Origin of the sequence: Wolbachia endosymbiont (group B) of Parapoynx stratiotata, assembly GCF_947250635.1 — a bacterium.
Taxonomy (GTDB): Bacteria; Pseudomonadota; Alphaproteobacteria; order Rickettsiales; family Anaplasmataceae; genus Wolbachia.
Genome location: NZ_OX366335.1, coordinates 1,489,628 through 1,507,405, shown reverse-complemented (window position 1 = coordinate 1,507,405; position 17,778 = coordinate 1,489,628). Strand labels below are relative to the sequence as shown.

The 17,778-nt window shown below is 33.9% G+C and carries 16 protein-coding genes, 1 tRNA gene, 1 other RNA gene and 2 pseudogenes; 9 read left to right on the top strand and 11 right to left on the bottom strand.

Going from position 1 to position 17,778, the window contains the following annotated elements; translation table 11 throughout:
- Positions 1-12 precede the first annotated feature (12 nt).
- Both OOT12_RS07080 and OOT12_RS07075 read left to right on the top strand, forming a co-directional pair.
- Positions 13-1,824 (top strand): coiled-coil domain-containing protein, encoded by a 1,812-nt coding sequence (locus OOT12_RS07080; RefSeq protein ID WP_264685276.1) that lies wholly within the window; start codon positions 13-15, stop codon positions 1,822-1,824.
- Positions 1,809-2,756, top strand: coding sequence for an RluA family pseudouridine synthase (locus tag OOT12_RS07075; RefSeq protein WP_007302305.1), 948 nt, complete (start codon positions 1,809-1,811; stop codon positions 2,754-2,756). Before OOT12_RS07080 ends, OOT12_RS07075 begins: the two co-directional genes overlap by 16 nt.
- A gap of 6 nt (positions 2,757-2,762) precedes the next feature.
- Here OOT12_RS07075 and OOT12_RS07070 read toward each other — a convergent pair whose 3' ends face one another.
- From OOT12_RS07070 to OOT12_RS07055, 4 genes are all read right to left on the bottom strand, one after another.
- Entirely contained in the window at positions 2,763-3,110 is a 348-nt protein-coding gene (locus tag OOT12_RS07070) for a diacylglycerol kinase (protein ID WP_007302306.1), read from the bottom strand.
- A gap of 271 nt (positions 3,111-3,381) precedes the next feature.
- The gene (gene carB, locus OOT12_RS07065; protein ID WP_264376536.1) at positions 3,382-6,609 is read right to left on the bottom strand and encodes a carbamoyl-phosphate synthase large subunit; all 3,228 of its coding nucleotides are present in this window, start codon (positions 6,607-6,609) and stop codon (positions 3,382-3,384) included.
- A 116-nt stretch (positions 6,610-6,725) separates the two neighbouring features.
- Positions 6,726-7,490, bottom strand: coding sequence for an SDR family oxidoreductase (locus OOT12_RS07060; RefSeq protein ID WP_264374479.1), 765 nt, complete (start codon positions 7,488-7,490; stop codon positions 6,726-6,728).
- On the bottom strand, positions 7,477-8,292 hold the full coding sequence (locus tag OOT12_RS07055) for a YihY/virulence factor BrkB family protein (RefSeq protein ID WP_264337790.1): 816 nt from the start codon (positions 8,290-8,292) through the stop codon (positions 7,477-7,479). The genes OOT12_RS07060 and OOT12_RS07055 overlap by 14 nt, the downstream gene beginning before the upstream one ends.
- 128 nt (positions 8,293-8,420) lie before the next feature.
- Here OOT12_RS07055 and OOT12_RS07050 point away from each other — a divergent pair, with 128 nt between their 5' ends.
- From OOT12_RS07050 to OOT12_RS07030, 4 genes and pseudogenes are all read left to right on the top strand, one after another.
- Positions 8,421-8,741 carry a TrbC/VirB2 family protein gene (locus OOT12_RS07050; protein ID WP_264376535.1) on the top strand — a complete coding sequence of 107 codons (321 nt, stop codon included), beginning with the start codon at positions 8,421-8,423 and terminating at the stop codon, positions 8,739-8,741.
- A 20-nt stretch (positions 8,742-8,761) separates the two neighbouring features.
- The gene (locus OOT12_RS07045) at positions 8,762-9,115 is read left to right on the top strand and encodes a TrbC/VirB2 family protein (protein WP_264374480.1); all 354 of its coding nucleotides are present in this window, start codon (positions 8,762-8,764) and stop codon (positions 9,113-9,115) included.
- A gap of 227 nt (positions 9,116-9,342) precedes the next feature.
- A pseudogene (locus tag OOT12_RS07515) lies at positions 9,343-10,276 on the top strand (IS5 family transposase).
- A 36-nt stretch (positions 10,277-10,312) separates the two neighbouring features.
- Positions 10,313-10,801 (top strand): annotated as a pseudogene (locus OOT12_RS07030) (glutathione S-transferase family protein); the annotation flags it as partial.
- On the opposite strand, the gene OOT12_RS07025 reads toward OOT12_RS07030, so the two are convergent.
- On the bottom strand, positions 10,773-11,450 hold the full coding sequence (locus tag OOT12_RS07025; protein ID WP_006013497.1) for an O-methyltransferase: 678 nt from the start codon (positions 11,448-11,450) through the stop codon (positions 10,773-10,775). The pseudogene OOT12_RS07030 and the gene OOT12_RS07025 overlap by 29 nt on opposite strands.
- A 251-nt stretch (positions 11,451-11,701) precedes the next feature.
- Here OOT12_RS07025 and OOT12_RS07020 point away from each other — a divergent pair, with 251 nt between their 5' ends.
- Positions 11,702-11,980, top strand: a complete 279-nt coding sequence (locus OOT12_RS07020; RefSeq protein WP_007302334.1) for a DUF2671 domain-containing protein — start codon at positions 11,702-11,704, stop codon at positions 11,978-11,980.
- A 28-nt stretch (positions 11,981-12,008) separates the two neighbouring features.
- On the opposite strand, the gene OOT12_RS07015 is transcribed toward OOT12_RS07020, so the two are convergent.
- The 3 genes from OOT12_RS07015 to ssrS form a co-directional block, all read right to left on the bottom strand.
- Positions 12,009-12,701, bottom strand: coding sequence for a DsbA family protein (locus tag OOT12_RS07015; protein ID WP_264374483.1), 693 nt, complete (start codon positions 12,699-12,701; stop codon positions 12,009-12,011).
- Between the two features lie 53 nt (positions 12,702-12,754).
- Positions 12,755-13,216 (bottom strand): type II toxin-antitoxin system RatA family toxin, encoded by a 462-nt coding sequence (locus OOT12_RS07010; protein WP_264374484.1) that lies wholly within the window; start codon positions 13,214-13,216, stop codon positions 12,755-12,757.
- Positions 13,217-13,233: 17 nt separating this feature from the next.
- Positions 13,234-13,395, bottom strand: a non-coding RNA gene (gene ssrS, locus OOT12_RS07005) — 6S RNA.
- Positions 13,396-13,512: 117 nt separating this feature from the next.
- Here ssrS and OOT12_RS07000 point away from each other — a divergent pair.
- Together OOT12_RS07000 and OOT12_RS06995 are read left to right on the top strand one after the other, a co-directional pair.
- The gene (locus OOT12_RS07000) at positions 13,513-14,097 is read left to right on the top strand and encodes an MlaC/ttg2D family ABC transporter substrate-binding protein (RefSeq protein WP_264374485.1); all 585 of its coding nucleotides are present in this window, start codon (positions 13,513-13,515) and stop codon (positions 14,095-14,097) included.
- The gene (locus tag OOT12_RS06995; RefSeq protein WP_264374486.1) at positions 14,094-15,392 is read left to right on the top strand and encodes a bifunctional folylpolyglutamate synthase/dihydrofolate synthase; all 1,299 of its coding nucleotides are present in this window, start codon (positions 14,094-14,096) and stop codon (positions 15,390-15,392) included. Before OOT12_RS07000 ends, OOT12_RS06995 begins: the two co-directional genes overlap by 4 nt.
- Here the strand turns inward: OOT12_RS06995 and OOT12_RS06990 are convergent.
- The 3 genes from OOT12_RS06990 to OOT12_RS06980 all read right to left on the bottom strand — a co-directional run bounded on the left by OOT12_RS06990 (position 15,380) and on the right by OOT12_RS06980 (position 17,749).
- The gene (locus OOT12_RS06990) at positions 15,380-16,300 is read right to left on the bottom strand and encodes a molecular chaperone DnaJ (RefSeq protein ID WP_264374487.1); all 921 of its coding nucleotides are present in this window, start codon (positions 16,298-16,300) and stop codon (positions 15,380-15,382) included. The two genes, OOT12_RS06995 and OOT12_RS06990, sit on opposite strands and share 13 nt — an antisense overlap.
- A gap of 804 nt (positions 16,301-17,104) precedes the next feature.
- Positions 17,105-17,605 (bottom strand): hypothetical protein, encoded by a 501-nt coding sequence (locus OOT12_RS06985; RefSeq protein ID WP_264685275.1) that lies wholly within the window; start codon positions 17,603-17,605, stop codon positions 17,105-17,107.
- 59 nt (positions 17,606-17,664) lie between these two features.
- A tRNA-Leu gene (locus OOT12_RS06980) sits at positions 17,665-17,749 on the bottom strand.
- Positions 17,750-17,778 lie beyond the last annotated feature (29 nt).

The following is a 17,778-nucleotide window of genomic DNA, read 5'->3' as shown; positions in this document are numbered from 1 at the left end:
GTGAGGAAATTTATGCCTTTAGATACAACAAATCCTTTCAATGTTAAAGTAGATCATAATTTTGCCAAAATAGATGATGCTATTGGTTTTTTTCCTAGGTTATGGCGTGCAACAAAGAAATATTCTGTAAGTAACACTCTACCCATAGCGACTGTAAATATTTGGCTTCAATTTTCTTTGGCTTATGTAGCTGCAATAATAATAACCCATAATGATCTAAGGTTTATTACAGATATTTTTAACCCAACATTCATGCCAATTTACACTTTGGTTTCTATTATTCTTTTAACAACTTTTGTAGCCTCTTCTGCTATGAGATATATGCATAAGCAGGAGATAAAAGAAGGAGAAAAGTTGATAGAGGAATTAATAAATAATAAAATTAGAGGTGGCAAAGACAACGAGATGAGTGAAATCGCTGAAAATGCTCTAAAAATAGAGATAAAACCAAATTTAAGTTTTACAAGTCACAAAAAAGCAAGCTTTTCAATAATTTTGCCAATCTCTGAAAATCAAAAAAAAATATTAGATGATCAAAGACAAGAGAATAAGAATAAGGCAATTTTTCTTACCATACCATATGTAATTAGTGCTGTAATTATAGTTGGTGCGTTAATACAAAATAGACTGAGCTTTGCCAATATTCAGGATTTGGAATGGGCCATAGTTGCACTGGCTAGTATCATTGCTATTGTTGGGATATGTATAACATTCAGCAAGCTAAAAAACAATGAGATAAACAATAATCATAATATTGTTAAAAAGTTTAACAATTTGGATATTCTCTTTCCATTCAGAAGAGGTGGGGTTGTATCAGTAATGGAAAAAAAGACAAAAGATGAAGAAGAAAATGATTCTACATCTCGATTGATAAAATTACTTGATAAGCACTTGACTGATTTTACAGATAAAATTGTTGACTCACTTGATAAGCAGTTAGATGAAGTTAAAGGTCTACTCGATAATAAGCTTCTAAAGCCTGCAAATGATGAAATTAAAGAAACACTTGTTCATCTACGAAGAGTCAGAGAAGACATCAAAGAAGATTTGGATGAGTTGCACAAGGAAATCTCGCCCATTTTAAGTGAAGCTAAAGGGCTGGTAAAAAGAGCAAGTTCACTAAACATTGAAAGTATTTTTTCTAGTTTAGATAATGCTATTAAAATCGCTGAAGATAAGGTTGAGCGATTTGAACCAAGCAGATTTGTTGGCTTTTTAAAATCTGGGGAAAGCACAGTTAGTGATGATCCTTTGTTTATAGATATGTTGGAAAAGCAAAAAAAAGAGGCGGAAAAGATAAGGAAGAAATTAGAGGAAGAGCTAAAAAAAGTAAAAGATGAACTAGAAGAATTAAAGAATAAACAAACTCAATCAACCGAACCTAATAGCAGTGAAGGCAGTATTACTGCTACTTCTCTTGAAAAACAGCGAGATGAAGAGAAAAAAGCAATAGAAAAAAATAGATTATTAAAATCAAAAAAAAGGATGAAAGAGCTGGAGCAAGAAAATGCAAAATTGGAAAAAGAATTATCTGAACAAGAAAAAATGGATGAATGGAGAAAAAAAGTTAACGGTAAAGCAAGTGGCTTTCTATATTATTTATTAGAGTCTATTAAGCTAGAAGAAAAAGATAAAAAAGAAGAAAAGAGGGAGTTAACGCTACGGAATTTTGATAATAAAATAATAATTTACTGGAAAGATGGCTCTCAAACAATTTGCCACATTAAAAAACAAGACGGCCTTCAAATTCAACCTAGTACAAAAGTTGATTTTGTGAATCCAGATGTTCATGCAGCATTTGAAGTAGCATGTTCAGGACTTTAAATATTAGTAGTGAAGAGAAAAAATTAAGATTAGATACTTATGTAGCTAAAAAATGCAACATATCTCGCAGTAAAGCGCAAAGATTGATACAGAATGAGCAGGTGAAATTACTTGGTATACCGATAATTAATAATGATCACATAGTAAAACCAGGTGAAGAGTATGTGGTGCATCTCATTCAACCTGACATATCCACATCAATTGAGCCTAATTATGACATAAAACTTGATATCGTCTATGAAGATGATGACATTATAGTTCTGAGTAAACAAAGTAGATTAACAGTACACCCAGGTGCTGGAACAAACAATGATACACTCCTGAATGCAGTGATCGCTCACCTTGGCAAAATTCCATATACAAATACAAGACCAGGAATTGTTCACAGGCTTGATAAAGATACTAGTGGACTCATGGTAATTGCAAAAAATGAACAATCCCACAGCTTCTTGTCTGAACTGCTATCAAATCGTAAAATAAAACGGGAATACTTAGCAGTAATTTGGGGAGCATTACCTAATCTGCAAGGAACAGTAAAAACCCATATTGCTCCAAAACGCAGTAATAAAGAAATGATGTGTGTCACAAAAACAGCAGGTAAATTAGCAATCACTCATTATTCAGTGAAGAAAATTATAGGGCAAGCAAGCCTGGTTAAATGTACTTTAGAGACAGGCAGAACACACCAAATTCGAGTACACATGAGCCACATAGGACATTCTGTAGTTGGTGATCAAGTTTACGGAAAAAATAGTAGTAAAAGTGAAAAACATGCTAAAAACTCTGACTTTATCCGTAATTTCAATAGACAGGCACTACATGCTCACACGCTAGGCTTATATCATCCAAAAAGTAAAGAATATATAGAATTTGTTTCTGATTTACCACAAGACATGCAAGTCTTAATCGGTGAATTTGAAAATATATCTTAACAACATTCATATCAATATTATCATCCATGTTATCAAGAAATTAATTAATGAGAGAAAAACTGCTGCACTACCTAGATCTTTCACTTTTTTTGAAAGTATATGTTGTTCACTGGAAATACGCTCAATTGTTGTTTCAAAAGCAGTGTTAATAATTTCTACAATTAACACCAAAAATAGGCTACTTACCATTACTGCACGTTCTAAATTACTTACATCTAAAACAAACAAAGTTGAAACACATATTATAAAAAGCAGTAACTCCTGTCTAAACGCAACTTCTGATACAAAAGCTGATTTTATTCCTTCACAGGAGTATTGAATTGCTTTTATTAGACGAGTAATGCTTTTCTTCATTATCAATTTTGGAAACTCAATGAACTACACTTATTGCACTCAGGTAAAAAATGCATGAAAATACCTTTCAGTCGTGATCACTTACAAAGATTTTTAAGTTAAAGTCTAGCATATTGTTTGAATCAAGAAAATTAGTACAAAGCCTTTCAACAAACGCTCAAGGCAGTTATATATTGATACTGACACAAAAATCCTTTAATTAAATTTCTCTCGCCTTAGCTTACACGATCCTCATTTTGAAATAAGTAATAATTTATTATAGTCTTGATATTTAAACATTTTGTATCTGCTGTAATGATTTCACTTCCAATTTGCTATTCTTTACATATTGAATTGCAAGCGCTAACGCTTTACTCCCAGAAGCTGTGGTGCTATAAGCTATATTTTGCAAAATAGCAGTTCTCCTGATACCCTTGCTATCTGAGACTGATTTCACACCTTTTGAAGTATTGATTACTAGATTTATTTTTCCATCTTTGAGCATATCAACTATGTGGGGTCTGCCTTCTCTCACTTTATTTACAGCTTTTGCAGCAATGCCGTTATTGTTCAGATGCAAAGCTGTGCCTTTGGTGGCATATATTTCAAAACTCAGTTCTTTCAACATTCGTACAACAGGCAATATATACTCTTTATCATCATCTTTTACTGAAACCAGAGCCGTTCCTTCTGTTGGTAACTTGTATCCTGCAGCCATGTGCACTTTTGCAAGTGCAGCTCCGAAAGATAAGTCAATTCCCATCACTTCTCCTGTTGATTTCATTTCAGGACCAAGTAAAGTGTCAATTCCCGAAAAACGCGTAAATGGAAAAACAGCAGCTTTAACTGCAAAATGATTGAAAGGCTTGTTTTCCTGATTCAATTTTTTACCCAAAATAACCTGAGTGGCAAGCTTTGCAATAGGAATATTGATTACCTTGGAAATAAAAGGAACTGTACGGCTAGCCCTTAAATTCACTTCAAGTATGTATACATCACTCTCTTGAACAGCAAACTGAATGTTTATCAGACCTTTCACTTCTAGTGCAAGAGCTATTCTTTCAGTTTGGAGCTCGATCTCTTTTATTACTTCGTCACTCAATGTATTTGTCGGTATTGAGCATGTTGAATCGCCAGAGTGGATACCAGCTTCTTCAATGTGCTCCATGACCGCTGCAATGAAAACTTTTTTCCCATCACATACAGCATCAACGTCAACCTCAACTGCATTGACTAAAAATTTATCAAGAAGCAGTGACCCGTGTTCAAAAATTTTGGTTTGATTCAAGACATACTCTTTAAAGCTCTGAGTATCGTGTCTAATCGACATAGACTGACCGCCGAGGACATATGATGGCCTAACTACTAGTGGAAACCCCACCTTTTCTGCGTTGGTTAACGCTTCTTTTACTGAATGGCAGATAGAACTTTCAGGTTGTTTTAAATTAAGTTGCAAAGCAAGGTTTTTAAATCTCATGCGATCTTCTGCAAGGTCAATAGAATCAAACGAAGTTCCCAGAATTTTGAAACCTCTCTCGTTAAGCACTTTGGCTAACTTTAAAGGTGTTTGACCACCTATTTGAACTATTACACCAACCAGTGTGCCATTTTCTTGCTCTTTGCCTAGTATTTCAAGCACATCCTCTGCAATCAGTGGGGCAAAATATAAACGATCAGCGGTATCATAATCAGTTGAAACGGTTTCCGGATTACAGTTAATCATTATTGTTTCATACCCCATTTCTTTGGCGGCAGAAGCTGCATGTACGCATGCATAATCAAACTCAATACCTTGACCAATTCGATTTGGACCACTTCCTAAAATGACAACTTTTTTTCGATCCGAAATATTCGCCTCACATTCCGTTTTATTTTCAACATCACCCTCATAGCAGCCATACATATAAGCAGTGCTCGATTCAAATTCAGCTGCACAAGTATCTACACGTTTATAAACTGGATTAACACCAAATTTTTTTCTCATTGCTTCAATCTGCTCTACTTTCTTATTGCTTAATTTTGCCAATCTTGCATCTGAAAACCCCATTTTTTTCAGCTCTAACATTTCATATGCAGTCTCAGGAAGGCCGTTTTCCTTGATTTTTTGTTCAGCTAATATAATTTGCTGTATATTCTGCAAAGACCATAAGTCATATCCTGTAATCGAATTTATTTCTTCTATGCTAATTCCGTGACGCATTGCGTCAGCAGCAATCAGTAATCTGTTTGGTAGCAATTTTGCTAATTGAGATTTTACGTGATCAATATCAATGTTCTCAGGAAATACTTCATCAAGTCCTGTAAGACCAGTTTCAAGTGAACGAAAAGCTTTCTGCAGTGACTCATTAAAAGTGCGGCCTATAGACATCACTTCCCCCACCGATTTCATGGAAGTTGATAGTTCACAATTCGTCCCCTTAAACTTCTCAAATTCAAAACGAGGAATTTTAGTGACGATATAATCAATCACTGGTTCAAATGCAGCAGGTATAACTGGAGCGCAATCATTACGTATCTCATCGAGTGAATAGCCGATAGCAAGTTTAGTTACAACTTTTGCAATAGGATAACCTGTTGCTTTTGAAGCAAGTGCAGAAGAGCGAGAAACCCTTGGATTCATTTCAATCACAACGAGGCTTCCATCTTCTTTAGGATTCACTGCAAACTGAACATTTGCACCACCGGCACTAACATCAATTTCTCTTAGCACTGCTATAGATGCATTTCTCATCTGTTGGTATTCTACGTCACGCAGAGTCAAAGCAGGAGCAACCGTGATACTATCTCCGGTGTGCACTCCCATTGGATCAATATTTTCTATCGAACAGACTATTATGCAGTTATCTTTACAATCACAGATAACTTCCATTTCATATTCTTTCCAGCCGATAATTGATTCATCTATCTGAACTTCATTTATTGGCGAAATTTTGAGAGCACTTTCTGCAATATTGAAAAACTCCTCTTTATTGTATGCTATGCCGCTACCTGCACCACCAAGGGTGAATGATGAGCGGATGATTGCTGGTAATCCAATGTAGTCCAAAGCCTCTTTTATTTGTTCTTGATTTTTTATAATGATACTTTTGGGGTATTTCAGTCCTATTCTATCCATGGACTTACGGAATAACTCTCTATCCTCTGCTTTTTTTATTGCTTCTCTATTTACTCCTATTAATTCTACGTTGTATTTGTCTAACACTCCATCATCTGCAAGTTTTATTGCACAATTAAGTGCTGTTTGCCCTCCCATTGTTGGTAATATTGCGTCTGGCCTCTCCTTAATTATAATTTTCTCTATGATTTCAGGTAGCACCGGCTCAATATAAGTTGCATCAGAGAATTCAGGATCTGTCATTATAGTTGCGGGGTTGGAGTTAACTAAAATAACTTTATAACCTTCACTTTTTAATACTTTACAGCTTTGCGTTCCAGAATAATCAAACTCGCATGCCTGACCTATAACTATTGGGCCTGCTCCTATTACTAATATAGATTCTATATCTGTGCGTTTTGGCATAATTACAATAATAGTCTCGACTCAAATAATGTTACCAATCTTTCCTGTGTATGTGAATTTTTATTAAACCTAACTACCTTTAGGCTTAACGGTATCTTTGCAGATACTATGGTAATTTACTCGGGAGATTTGCTAAGTGGCAAGATTTGTCCTGATATGCTACAATCTTCAGAAGCAAGTTCCACAAATTTGTCTGTCAGTTTATCAGGTGGCACCAATTCAGATATATCTTTTCCCGAAAATGCTTGCTTATACATTTCACTATCGATAGGCCCTTCCGAATACACGGCATTTATGCATAAGTTCGTATGTTTTGTCTCAGATGCATATATCTTCACCATTGCTTCTAGTGCAGCCTTACTTGCAGCATATGGTACCCAATATGGATAAGAGGAAGGAGAAAGTGTTATCTCTGAGGTCATGAATATCGCTCTTCCAGCATTAGACTTTTTTAGTATTGGACCCAAATTTTTTAGCAAGTACCAACTGGCAGTAAAATTTGTATTCATTACGTTCTGTAGATCTTCAAGCTCACAATCATGAACAGAGCTCAACTTACCTAAAATTTCAGTGCATGTAATCAGTATATCAAGTGTTCCAGATTCTGATAATTTTGGGCTTTCTATCATATTTGCCAGTTTTTCTACGTTTTCAAAGTCTAAAAGATCAAGCTGAATTAGTTTCACAGAGCCTTCTTTAAGCTCTTCAATTTCGTTATACAATGGCTTGAGATTATCAAGAGATCTGGAAATTAGAATCACACATGCACCTTCTTTTACAAATCTTTTTGCAACAGAAGAGCCTATTCCACCTGAAGCCCCGGTAATTAAAGCTATTTTACCTTCTAACTTACCCATTTCTTTCTCTTTAGCAAGATTCATTGAAATATTTTAGCTGAAAATTAAATTTTGCTCCATATATAAAAATCAAACTTAGCACATAAAAAAATAGCAACGACATCACCACACCGCCTAAACTTCCATATATCAAATTCAGTTGGTCAAAGGAAGCTTTTAAATATTGCTTGAAAGCTGAAGCAGAGATCGTCCAAAGAATAACAGCTACACAAGATCCGGGAAATACGTCTGATAAGTTTTGTTTTATGTTTGGCAATGTGAAATATAGCCAAGATACTATAGTAAAAAGCACAAACTCAATAAGTAAATATCTAGTATAACTTAGCCCTTGGTAAGAAAAATCAATTAACATTGGCACTAATGTAAAAAATACTATAGTCAGAGTTGTAACAAGCGTAATTACTAAAAATTGTAATATACTGAGCACCCTTCTCCATATATAAGGCGATGAAACCGGAACTTTATAGGCCTTATTCAATATCGTTCTAAATCCTTCAATTGTCGATGAGGCAGTCCAAACAGCGCCTACAATTGCCAAGGTTAATAAGCTTTGCGGAGGGCCTGATATTATCTCCCTAATACGTGGCATCAAAGATGATAAAATATCCTGTGGCATGTTATCAATAATAAATGCCCAGCCGACATTGTATTGATCTAAGAAATTTGCGAACGTTGATGCCATGGCTATTAAAACAATAAGAAAAGGAAATATTGATAACAGGATTAAAAATGATAGATACCCTGCATGCTCCACTCCATCATTATAAATTGTGTCAATTAAAGCACGATAAAGGCAATAAACGATACTATAAAATTTCTGTAGCACTTGTAATATAAATAAACTAAGAAAAGTATTCTAAATGAAATAAAGCATACTTTTAAGCAAAAAATCCTCACCGTTTACTTAAATTTAATCAAAATGATAGATAATCCAGCGTTAAATACGGAGGCATAATGAAAAATTTTCTTCTACTTGTAGCTTTAATTCTTTCCTTTGCATTTGATGCAAATGCTACAAATACTTTTGTTGATAAAAATGATACAACATCATCGGTGATATGCAAGATAATAGGCTATACTCACGGCATAGGTGGACCGATGATCACAATAGTGATAATTGGTGCAGCTTTGCTTGCGATATTCGGCAGAATGCCATGGCCAGCGCTTTTTGCACTTGGTGCGTTCACTGCTGTGTTTTTTGGCGCTCCTGTAGTCGTTTCAAAAATAACACCAGGAGGTGTGATTTGTAAAGACGGTGCAGTAGCGGATAAGTAATAGAAATTATTGGAGGCATAATGAAAAATTTTCTTCTACTTGTAGCTTTAATTCTTTCCTTTGCATTTGATAATGCTTTTGCTGCTGCTGTTACTGATGATGCAACAACCAATACAATATGCAAAATAGTAGGCTATACTCACGGTATAGGCGGACCTATGATTACAATAGTGATAATTGGTGCAGCTTTGCTGGCAATATTTGGCAGAATGCCATGGCCAGCGCTTTTTGCACTCGGTGCATTTACTGCTGTGTTTTTTGGTGCACCTGTAGTTGTTTCAAAAATAGTACCAGGTGGTGTGATTTGTAAAGATGGTGTAACTGCTTGCCCTGATGGTAAAACATGGGATACAACAAAAAATATATGCAAATAATAAGCATAAAGCTTCAAAACATTAGCAAATGGTGCTTCTTTAAGGAGCACCATCATTGCACGAACTTGTGACTTAAGCCACCATAAAGGTGTTATTCGAGTAGTCCCTCCCCTGTCATCCCAGTGCGTGACACTGGGATGGCTTTCTTGCATCACTCAAGTAAAAAGAGCTAGCAGTTACTGACAAAATTCACTATAAGACAAGCATTTAACCTACGAAAGAAAAATATGTCACAAAAAATGAGAGTCAGTAACTGCCATGAATATAACAAATTTCTCCAAGAGAGGGGAAATATTTTTCATTTTATTAATGAAGCAATTGAGAATTGGTACGAAAAAGGTCCAAAAATGGCTGGTGGCAACTATATTTATAGCGATAAAGTTGTGATTTTAGTGCATATAGTCGCTAATCTCTTTAGAATTGGCTTAAGACAAACGGTAGGGTTTATAGAAGGGTATTTGCAGCAAATAGGAAAAAATTTGCAGCTATTCACAAGCTTCAAAAAAAACTCAATATTAAGATCAGTGACTGTAGAGTTAACAAAAATGATACGGAAGGTATTGAAATTGCCATAGATAGTACAAGTATCAGTATTTATAATAATACCCCTGGTCACAGTAAGGAAAATAGCGAAAGTATCGCAGTTATAAACAGGTAAGAAAGCTGCATGTAATGCTGGAGATAGGTAGCAAAAAAGTCATAGCTGCAAAATATAGTAGAGGAGTTTATTCTGATCATTACGGAGCCTGTGATCTTATTGAAAGAGTTGAAGCTCAATATAATATAAGCACACTGTATGGAGATAGGGCATATAACCGAAAGAAATTATATAAATTGTGCAATGAACTTGGGATAAAGACAAAAATTCCTCTGCAAAATAATGCAGTAGAGCATCCAAAGTTAGACTATATGGCAGAGAGAAATGCTGCAATTAGACTAATAAAGTCATATGATAAAGATAATATAAAGATGTGGAAAAGGCAAATAAACTACGGAAAAAGATCTTATATAGAAAGTTTTTTCTCGCGACTGAAACAAATATTCGGATTTAATTTTCGTAACAAATCTGAGGTTAATCGTGAAAAGGAACTGCTACTCAAGTGTTATTTGCTTAACAAATTTACTGATTTTGGTATGGCTAAATTTGAAATAGTTACATGAATTTGTCGTAAACCACCACTACATGAAGTGTTATGCAACAAAGCCATAGCGGATAGTAATGCCATTTGTGAATATATAGAAGAGACTTACAATAGCGACGTCAAATTACTTGGTTCATCCACTATTATTAAGTCTAAAATACGCGCTTTAATCAATTGGTTCGATAGCAAATTTTACAATGAAGTTACTAAGTATATTATGAATGAAAAAGTAATTACTAACCGCAGCCCTGACTCTAGATTTCTTCATGCAGCTCAGAATAACCTGCCTTGCCATATGGAATACATCTAACACTTAATTAACAAGAACGTTTGGCTTGCAACCGATAAGTTCACTTTAGCCGATATTACTTTAGCATCACATATTTCTATAATAGACTACGTAAATAGTTTCCCATGGGAAAAAAGTAAGATTTTAAAAGAATGGTACTCCATTGTTAAATCAAGGCCTTGTTTTCGCGAAATATTATTAGAGAGAGTTTTTGGCTTAACTCCCCCTAGACATTACGCTGACCTTGATTTTTAACTTGCGTGAGTTTTAAAGCTACAGTCATTCCTTCGTCAGTAGGAATCAATATGGAGAAATATTTTTTTTCATCTGACAATCTATCGTTAAACTCTCTCATAGCATGCCATGACTTTTCTGATACTTCTTTTGGAGGAGATTCTAAAAATACTGTATCAAATAATAGAGTGTTATCTGCAACGATTAGCCCATCTTGTTTAATGTATGACTCTGCCCAATCTAAATACTTAGGATAACTACTTTTGTCAGCATCGATGAATATCATGTCAAATGGTGCCTTTGCTGATAATTCATTAATTTTTTCCAGTGCATCACCTTCTATTAGAGTAATTTTATCACTTAGATTAAAAGCACTAAAATTTTTTTTTGCTATTCTTGAGTGTTGAGGATTATTTTCTATTGTATATATATGACCATCTTTCGGTAAAGCTTTTACCATACAAATTGACGAATAACCATATAACGTGCCAATTTCAACTATGCTTTTAACTTTATGGATTTTGATAAATAAATTTAATAATTTTCCTTCTTCAGGAGTGATTTGAATACGTTGTTTCTTATCAAGAGTACAATGTTCTTCTATTTTTTTATACTCTTTTGCAAATAAGCTTCTTATGTACAAGGATTTTCTGCTAAAGTTATGACGCATTAAGTTTTATAATATAAACTAAGGAGGTTTAATCTATATAAGATTTATAAATATAACAATAGAGTTAAGAATAATAAAATTTTTTTATTTTAAGTTGTTATTTTATAAAGTAAAATTTTAAGTGACAAAGATTATTATATATTTTACTATGGTTAACTAGTATAATAACCAATTGTTATACTAGAATTAAGGGATCGTTTATTTACATCTCTCTTAAAATGTAATTTTTATAATCAATTAGAGGGGGTTATATGTCTTATAACATTGCTAACGAAGTTGAAACGTTAAGCAAGAAATCTAATAATAATGAAGGAGTGAAATTACTGCACAATCCAGCTTATCGCGAGAAGTACAAAGAACGCTTTAACGAAGCTCAGAAAAAAGTTATGGATATGGTCCAATTTTATGATGGAACGATAGTATTAATAGAGAATAAAATTGCTATGTATTATTATGCTTGGCACAGTAAAAAAAGAGAGTTTGAGCGTAAAAAGCAACAAACAGTATCAAAAAATAATGATTCAGCATAGGGTTTTTATATGGTAAGCTACAGTGTTATTACTTCACTATAGCTTTTCCATATAGCTCATCTATTACATTAGTGAAATATTCCAGCTCTCTATATCCTTCATGTTTGATTTTACCATTCTCTACATATGATTTATCATCGTTAAGCTTGATGATGAATACAGGAGTAGCTGTGATATCAAGTTTATTAATTGCAAGTGATTTATCATTTATAATTTTGTCCATCATCTTTTTATCATTAATGCATTGGTTAAATACATCTTGCTTCAAATTGCTTAGTGCAGCAATTTTTTGTAGTATAGTTAAATCACTAAAATTAGAGTAGTTCCACGAGTCTATTGCATTAAACACAGCTTTGTTAAAATTAAAATAGTCTTCTTCTTTTTCATAGCAATAACTTAGCATTGCAGCTTTTAATCCTCTATAATCTAGAGGAAAATGACGGAATATGTATAACATCTTACCTGTATCTATGTACTTCTCTTTGATTTTAGGAAAAACTTTCTTATGAAAAAGAGAACAGTGATAACAAGTGAGCGAGGCGTATTCTATCATTAAAATTGGTGCTTTTCGATCTCCTAATAATTTATCATCAGGCAATAGCGACAGTAGTTCTTTTGATGTTATTTCATCAGTTTTTTGAGTGTTGGGTAAGTTTTGTTCAATAGCTGCATCAGAACTAACACTTATAAAAATAAGTAAGAACAATAATCTAAAAATCATTACAATGGAAACACTTAACTTATTAAAGAATTTATGCATTTATATAAATGATGTCAAGATAACTTTTGTTTAGCAAGGCTTTCTACTCTGTCTTTAAATGCAGCAATTATTCTGCTTTGTGTGTATTTATACACTGAGTTTAATAAAGTGGAAAACAAATTGGATTTAAATTCAAACTTTATATAGAACTCTACCATAGTTTTACTTTCATCTATAGGAGTGAATTTCCATTCGTTGTATAAATGTTTAAATATTCCATTTGACGACACAGCTTTTATCCAACCTTCATTTGTTCCACTTGGAGAAAGGAAGGTCACTTCTGATGTGTAACTTCCTTTAATGCCATGAAAAGCTGCAAGGAGGTCCACAATCATTTGGCTATCAGTTTTTTCTTTTATATAAACAGCTTTGCACCAAGGAACAAAATCAGGATACTTCTCAACGTCAATTACAACTTGAAATATCTCATGAGATGAGCAGAAAAAAACACCTTGTTCTTTATATTGGTGTAACATAAACCTAAATAATGGAAAAGGGATCCATATCTACCGTCAGTCTTAGTAGATTCCTGAGACCTAAAGTTAAGGTGGGCATCACGTACTAATTTCAATGAAATTAACAGAGGCAATTCCCTTGATCAGAAATTATCGCTCGGGAAATTTAACTTAACTCATAACGCATAGCACAGACCCCTAAATTAATTATAGATTATTTATATAGAGTATGTCTATAGATATATTAAAACTAGCGATCATTATTTTGCCTTTGTTAAATTTTGCATTTTAAGTATCATAGCTAATAAATATATCTTATGAATCTTATTAAGTTCTTAACCATTTTTATTATAATCTCCTCAAGTGCTTACGCGAATTGTATAGGGCACAAAACTTTTGTGCTTGCCATGAAGCAGCAAGTAGACAACACGTCTATGAAAGGGAATAGAAAAAATCTAGAACATGTACAAGAAGAACTTCTGAAAATTATTCAGAATAATGTTGACCTCAAAGGAATATCTCGATTTGTCATAGGGAAATATTGGAATTTATCTACTCAGAAAGAAAAAGAAGAGTTTCTAAAAGAATATGAAGTATATCTCGCGCGCTTGTGCGCTAAAATTTTGTATAAATACATAAATAATAGTGAAATGATCATAATGAGTACAAAAGCAGTTGACGATGAAACTTGTCTGATAGGAACAAGATTTTCTTATGGTGATGAGGAATTTACAAACATTGACTTTAAAGTGACTAAAAGTGACAATTCTTTCTTAATAAACGATGTTGTAATGAGTGGGATAAGTATTGCTATTAATCAACGTTCTCAATTTAGTGAAAAAATCGACACGCACGGCATGGCAAGTGTAATAGATGAATTAAAATTTAACAATAATCTATGATATACATGCCTCATTGGCCTAAGCCGCTTGGCAGTAGACCAAAGGATTTTTCTCTTGATCGCATAAAAAGCTCTCTCAATAGATTAGGCAATCCTGAGAAAAAAATACCGCCAATAATTCACATAGCTGGCACTAATGGCAAAGGATCGACACTATCATTTCTAAGATATATAATGCAAGCAGCAGGGTATAAAGTTCATACCTACACTTCTCCACATTTAGTGAATTTTAATGAAAGAATAGTTATTGCAGGCAATGATATCGATGATAGTGAATTACATAACTCACTAGAAGAATGCCGTATAGCAGTCGCAGAACAACCCATCACTCTATTTGAAGCCGCAACGACTGCAGCCTTCTTAGCTTTTTCTCGTCATAAAGCTGATATTACTTTAGTTGAAGTGGGTCTGGGTGGAAGGCTTGATGCAACAAATGTTATAGATAATCCAATTCTAACGATCATCACTTCAATTGCCCTTGACCATACAGAATATCTTGGTCCTACCGTAGAAACCATAGCAGGTGAAAAGGCTGGAATAATGAAACCTAATGTTCCTTGCGTAATAGCACCACAAGAAAAATCTATAATGAACACGCTAGAGCATCATGCAATAAATAAGAAATCTCCTCTGTATAGAGGAGGACTTGAATGGAATTGCGAAAAACAGAATAACAGGATGGTCTTTCAATCGACTATTCAATCAATAGAATTTTCTTTGCCATCTTTAAAAGGAGATCATCAAATAATCAATGCAGGAAACGCAATTGCAGCATGTAGCATTTTAAGTGGAAAATATGGCTTTGATATTGGAAAAGAGGACATTGCTTCAGGTTTACAGGGCACTTATTGGCCTGCGCGGCTAGAGTCTATAAAAAAAGGTAATTTAATTTCTTTATTACCAAAAGATTGGCAATTATTTCTAGATGGCGCACACAACAATGATGGTGCCAGAGTGTTAGCTAAGTGGATAAAAGACAATTTTACTGAAGGTGTCTATATGATCTTTGGCGTTACTCGTAACAGAAACGTGGCAGAGTTCTTAGAGCACTTAAAGCCATATATCAAACTACTATGCGCCGTTTGTGTTAAATCTGAACCTAAAGCAACAAGTACAGGTTCAATTAGAGAAGGAGCTCGTAATATAGGAATAAATGCTATTGAATGTGAATCAATCGGCGATGCGATATCAAATCACATATTGAAAGCCTCTATTCAAAACGTCAAAACCATACTAATTTGTGGCTCGTTATTTTTAGCCAGAGATTTGAGTATGGAGAATAATCAACCTACTTGATGAGCCGAGACGTTAAAAGCACCATCAGGATTTACAATGCTGCTTGGCTTTTCGGTTGATGCTCCTATAGGTACATTTTGTTCATCACCTATTCCTTCAGTTTTTACAAGATTTACAACTTTTCTCTCGTAGATTTCACTTGCTAAGTGTAGTAATAAACTACAACCCAGTAATGCAGCAAATCCGATGAGTATTTTACTGTTTAAGCAACTAGATTGGTACTGTAACACCAAACCTGCTACTAATAAAATAGGAGGAAGATAATTTGAAATTTGGGAAGTAAGAATTAGATATTTAAATGCTTTACTTTTGGATATTTCATCTTCTAGCTCTTCTTGATCTAAATTTTCACCTTGTTCCCGTTGAGGATTTTGCAAATCCATAGCTTTTTTAAATAAAGAAGACATCAAATAAACAGATAAGAAAAAAGTTGTAACAGATGTTATTAGAGTCGCACTAAACAAAATGCCAGGTGCATCAGTAAAATTAGCAGCCTTATATAGCTTAAACCCCAAGTAAATATACGACACTAATGACGAGATGAGCAGTAGGATATTTACCCGAGTAAAAACAGCATAATACTCTGCACGCTTATCATTCTGACCTTGCTGAATTGATTGTAAATACCTTTTCAATTCCTCAGGAATGATTAATCCCCGATTCTTTCCACTTAGTGGTTTAATATATTGCAAAAGCGCTGCTTTATTTCTGTTAAGGGCCTGTATTTTTTCATCGCTACCTCCTGGTTTATCTGGGTGACACTTTATTGATAACCTTCTATAATTTTTTGCTATTATATTAGATATTTCTAAGAAGTTACGACCTTCTACTTCTTGCACTTGAATGCCTATCTCTTTAAATAAACTTTCATTATAATCATATTCTCTTTTTCTTAGCTTATAGCCCATGTCTCCACCTCATAAATTAACTAACTATTAATACTTTATAATATATAAATTTCCAAATCATGTCAATTCTTTCATTCATGCTTATTGTATGAATTATTTCTTTCACGACTACCATGACAAGTGTATGAAAGTTATCATTTAGTGCATAATAGTGCTTCAATGTTTAGGGTTACAGTTTTCATTGGTCATTTGAGTTACTCAAATCCAATTCATGCCAGTTCTATCTATCTTGTCATTTAAGTAGCCCTTTTTGTGTAATCCCAGTACCCTCTCTTTGATGTCATCCAAGTGGCTTACACTGGCTTTCCGTAATCTCAAAAAACGTTGTGTTTTAGCATAATTTTGTGCTCAATATGCTTGTTTATAGTAAAAATTTCTGGATTTCAGCATCAAATGCTGGAATATGGGTATCATTCAAGTAGCCCTTTGTTGTCATCCCAGTGCTCCGACACTGGGATCCAGGAACCAGCGTCACACGCTGGCTCTCTAAAATTACTTTAGCCACAAATATTAAGAAATTTACTGAGTAGAAAAAAAGGTAAAAAAATCCTTTAGTAGCGAGTTTTATAATGTAAATTGGTGTTGTAATAATGTGCTAACAAGCGCGATTTGGCTGAATGTAGAAAAAATAAAAAAAGCCGCTATAATTTTTATGTAATTTGCCAATAAATATCTGAGTTTTTTACTGAATTTTGTTATTAAATCCGCGGAGATTAAAAACAAGGATAAATACTCTTACTTTTATAGTAAGGGGGATGGCGTAATTTGTCAAGTTAAATAAGCTAATTTATTAACATGTGATAATTAGACAGCTATCGTGGATTGATCGTTCAAATGACTACTAGATTTGAGATTATTACTTTCATCTATTTGCGGCTGACTAATCATAGTACAAACGAAATTGGTTGCCATAAAGGTACAGCCTAGAATAAAAAAAGCAACGGAAATAAAGGGGATAATAGGAAATTCAAGAGGTAATATAGATGTAATTCCTCCTATTAAAAATGAAACGTTAGATGTAATGTCGAGGCAGATCTTCATTAATTTATCTTGCCAAGAGGTATCGAGTTGCTTATTAAGGCCACACTGCCTAAAATGATCAGTTAATGACCATATATTTAAAGCAAGCGAAAGTGCACTTAGCATAGTGCTGACAATAGTACAGTACAAGCTTAAGGAAGAAATATTTAGGTCTAATGCTGCTGTATACCCCATCAAAGAAGCAATAGATAGTGCAGTAACCAAGCGTTTTGAATAAGTTCTTATTTTCTTTCTGTAAACAAGCTTTTTTTCTTCATAACTCATAAACTTAGTAGTAAATACATTATATCATAGCATTAATTGACTCAAAAATCAATATAGAGTGCCCGAGAGAAGACTTGAACTTCCACAACTTAAAAAGTTACTAGCACCTGAAGCTAGCGCGTCTACCAATTCCGCCACCCGGGCTTTTTGTGATTTACTATGTTAAAATTAAA

Coding starts and splice junctions, on each gene's coding strand:
- OOT12_RS07080 (WP_264685276.1), top strand. CDS start 13: ATGCCTTTAGATACAACAAATCCTTTCAATGTTAAAGTAGATCATAAT.
- OOT12_RS07075 (WP_007302305.1), top strand. CDS start 1,809: ATGTTCAGGACTTTAAATATTAGTAGTGAAGAGAAAAAATTAAGATTA.
- OOT12_RS07070 (WP_007302306.1), bottom strand. CDS start 3,110: ATGAAGAAAAGCATTACTCGTCTAATAAAAGCAATTCAATACTCCTGT.
- carB (WP_264376536.1), bottom strand. CDS start 6,609: ATGCCAAAACGCACAGATATAGAATCTATATTAGTAATAGGAGCAGGC.
- OOT12_RS07060 (WP_264374479.1), bottom strand. CDS start 7,490: ATGAATCTTGCTAAAGAGAAAGAAATGGGTAAGTTAGAAGGTAAAATA.
- OOT12_RS07050 (WP_264376535.1), top strand. CDS start 8,421: ATGAAAAATTTTCTTCTACTTGTAGCTTTAATTCTTTCCTTTGCATTT.
- OOT12_RS07045 (WP_264374480.1), top strand. CDS start 8,762: ATGAAAAATTTTCTTCTACTTGTAGCTTTAATTCTTTCCTTTGCATTT.
- OOT12_RS07025 (WP_006013497.1), bottom strand. CDS start 11,450: ATGCGTCATAACTTTAGCAGAAAATCCTTGTACATAAGAAGCTTATTT.
- OOT12_RS07020 (WP_007302334.1), top strand. CDS start 11,702: ATGTCTTATAACATTGCTAACGAAGTTGAAACGTTAAGCAAGAAATCT.
- OOT12_RS07015 (WP_264374483.1), bottom strand. CDS start 12,701: ATGATTTTTAGATTATTGTTCTTACTTATTTTTATAAGTGTTAGTTCT.
- OOT12_RS07010 (WP_264374484.1), bottom strand. CDS start 13,216: ATGTTACACCAATATAAAGAACAAGGTGTTTTTTTCTGCTCATCTCAT.
- OOT12_RS07000 (WP_264374485.1), top strand. CDS start 13,513: ATGAATCTTATTAAGTTCTTAACCATTTTTATTATAATCTCCTCAAGT.
- OOT12_RS06995 (WP_264374486.1), top strand. CDS start 14,094: ATGATATACATGCCTCATTGGCCTAAGCCGCTTGGCAGTAGACCAAAG.
- OOT12_RS06990 (WP_264374487.1), bottom strand. CDS start 16,300: ATGGGCTATAAGCTAAGAAAAAGAGAATATGATTATAATGAAAGTTTA.
- OOT12_RS06985 (WP_264685275.1), bottom strand. CDS start 17,605: ATGAGTTATGAAGAAAAAAAGCTTGTTTACAGAAAGAAAATAAGAACT.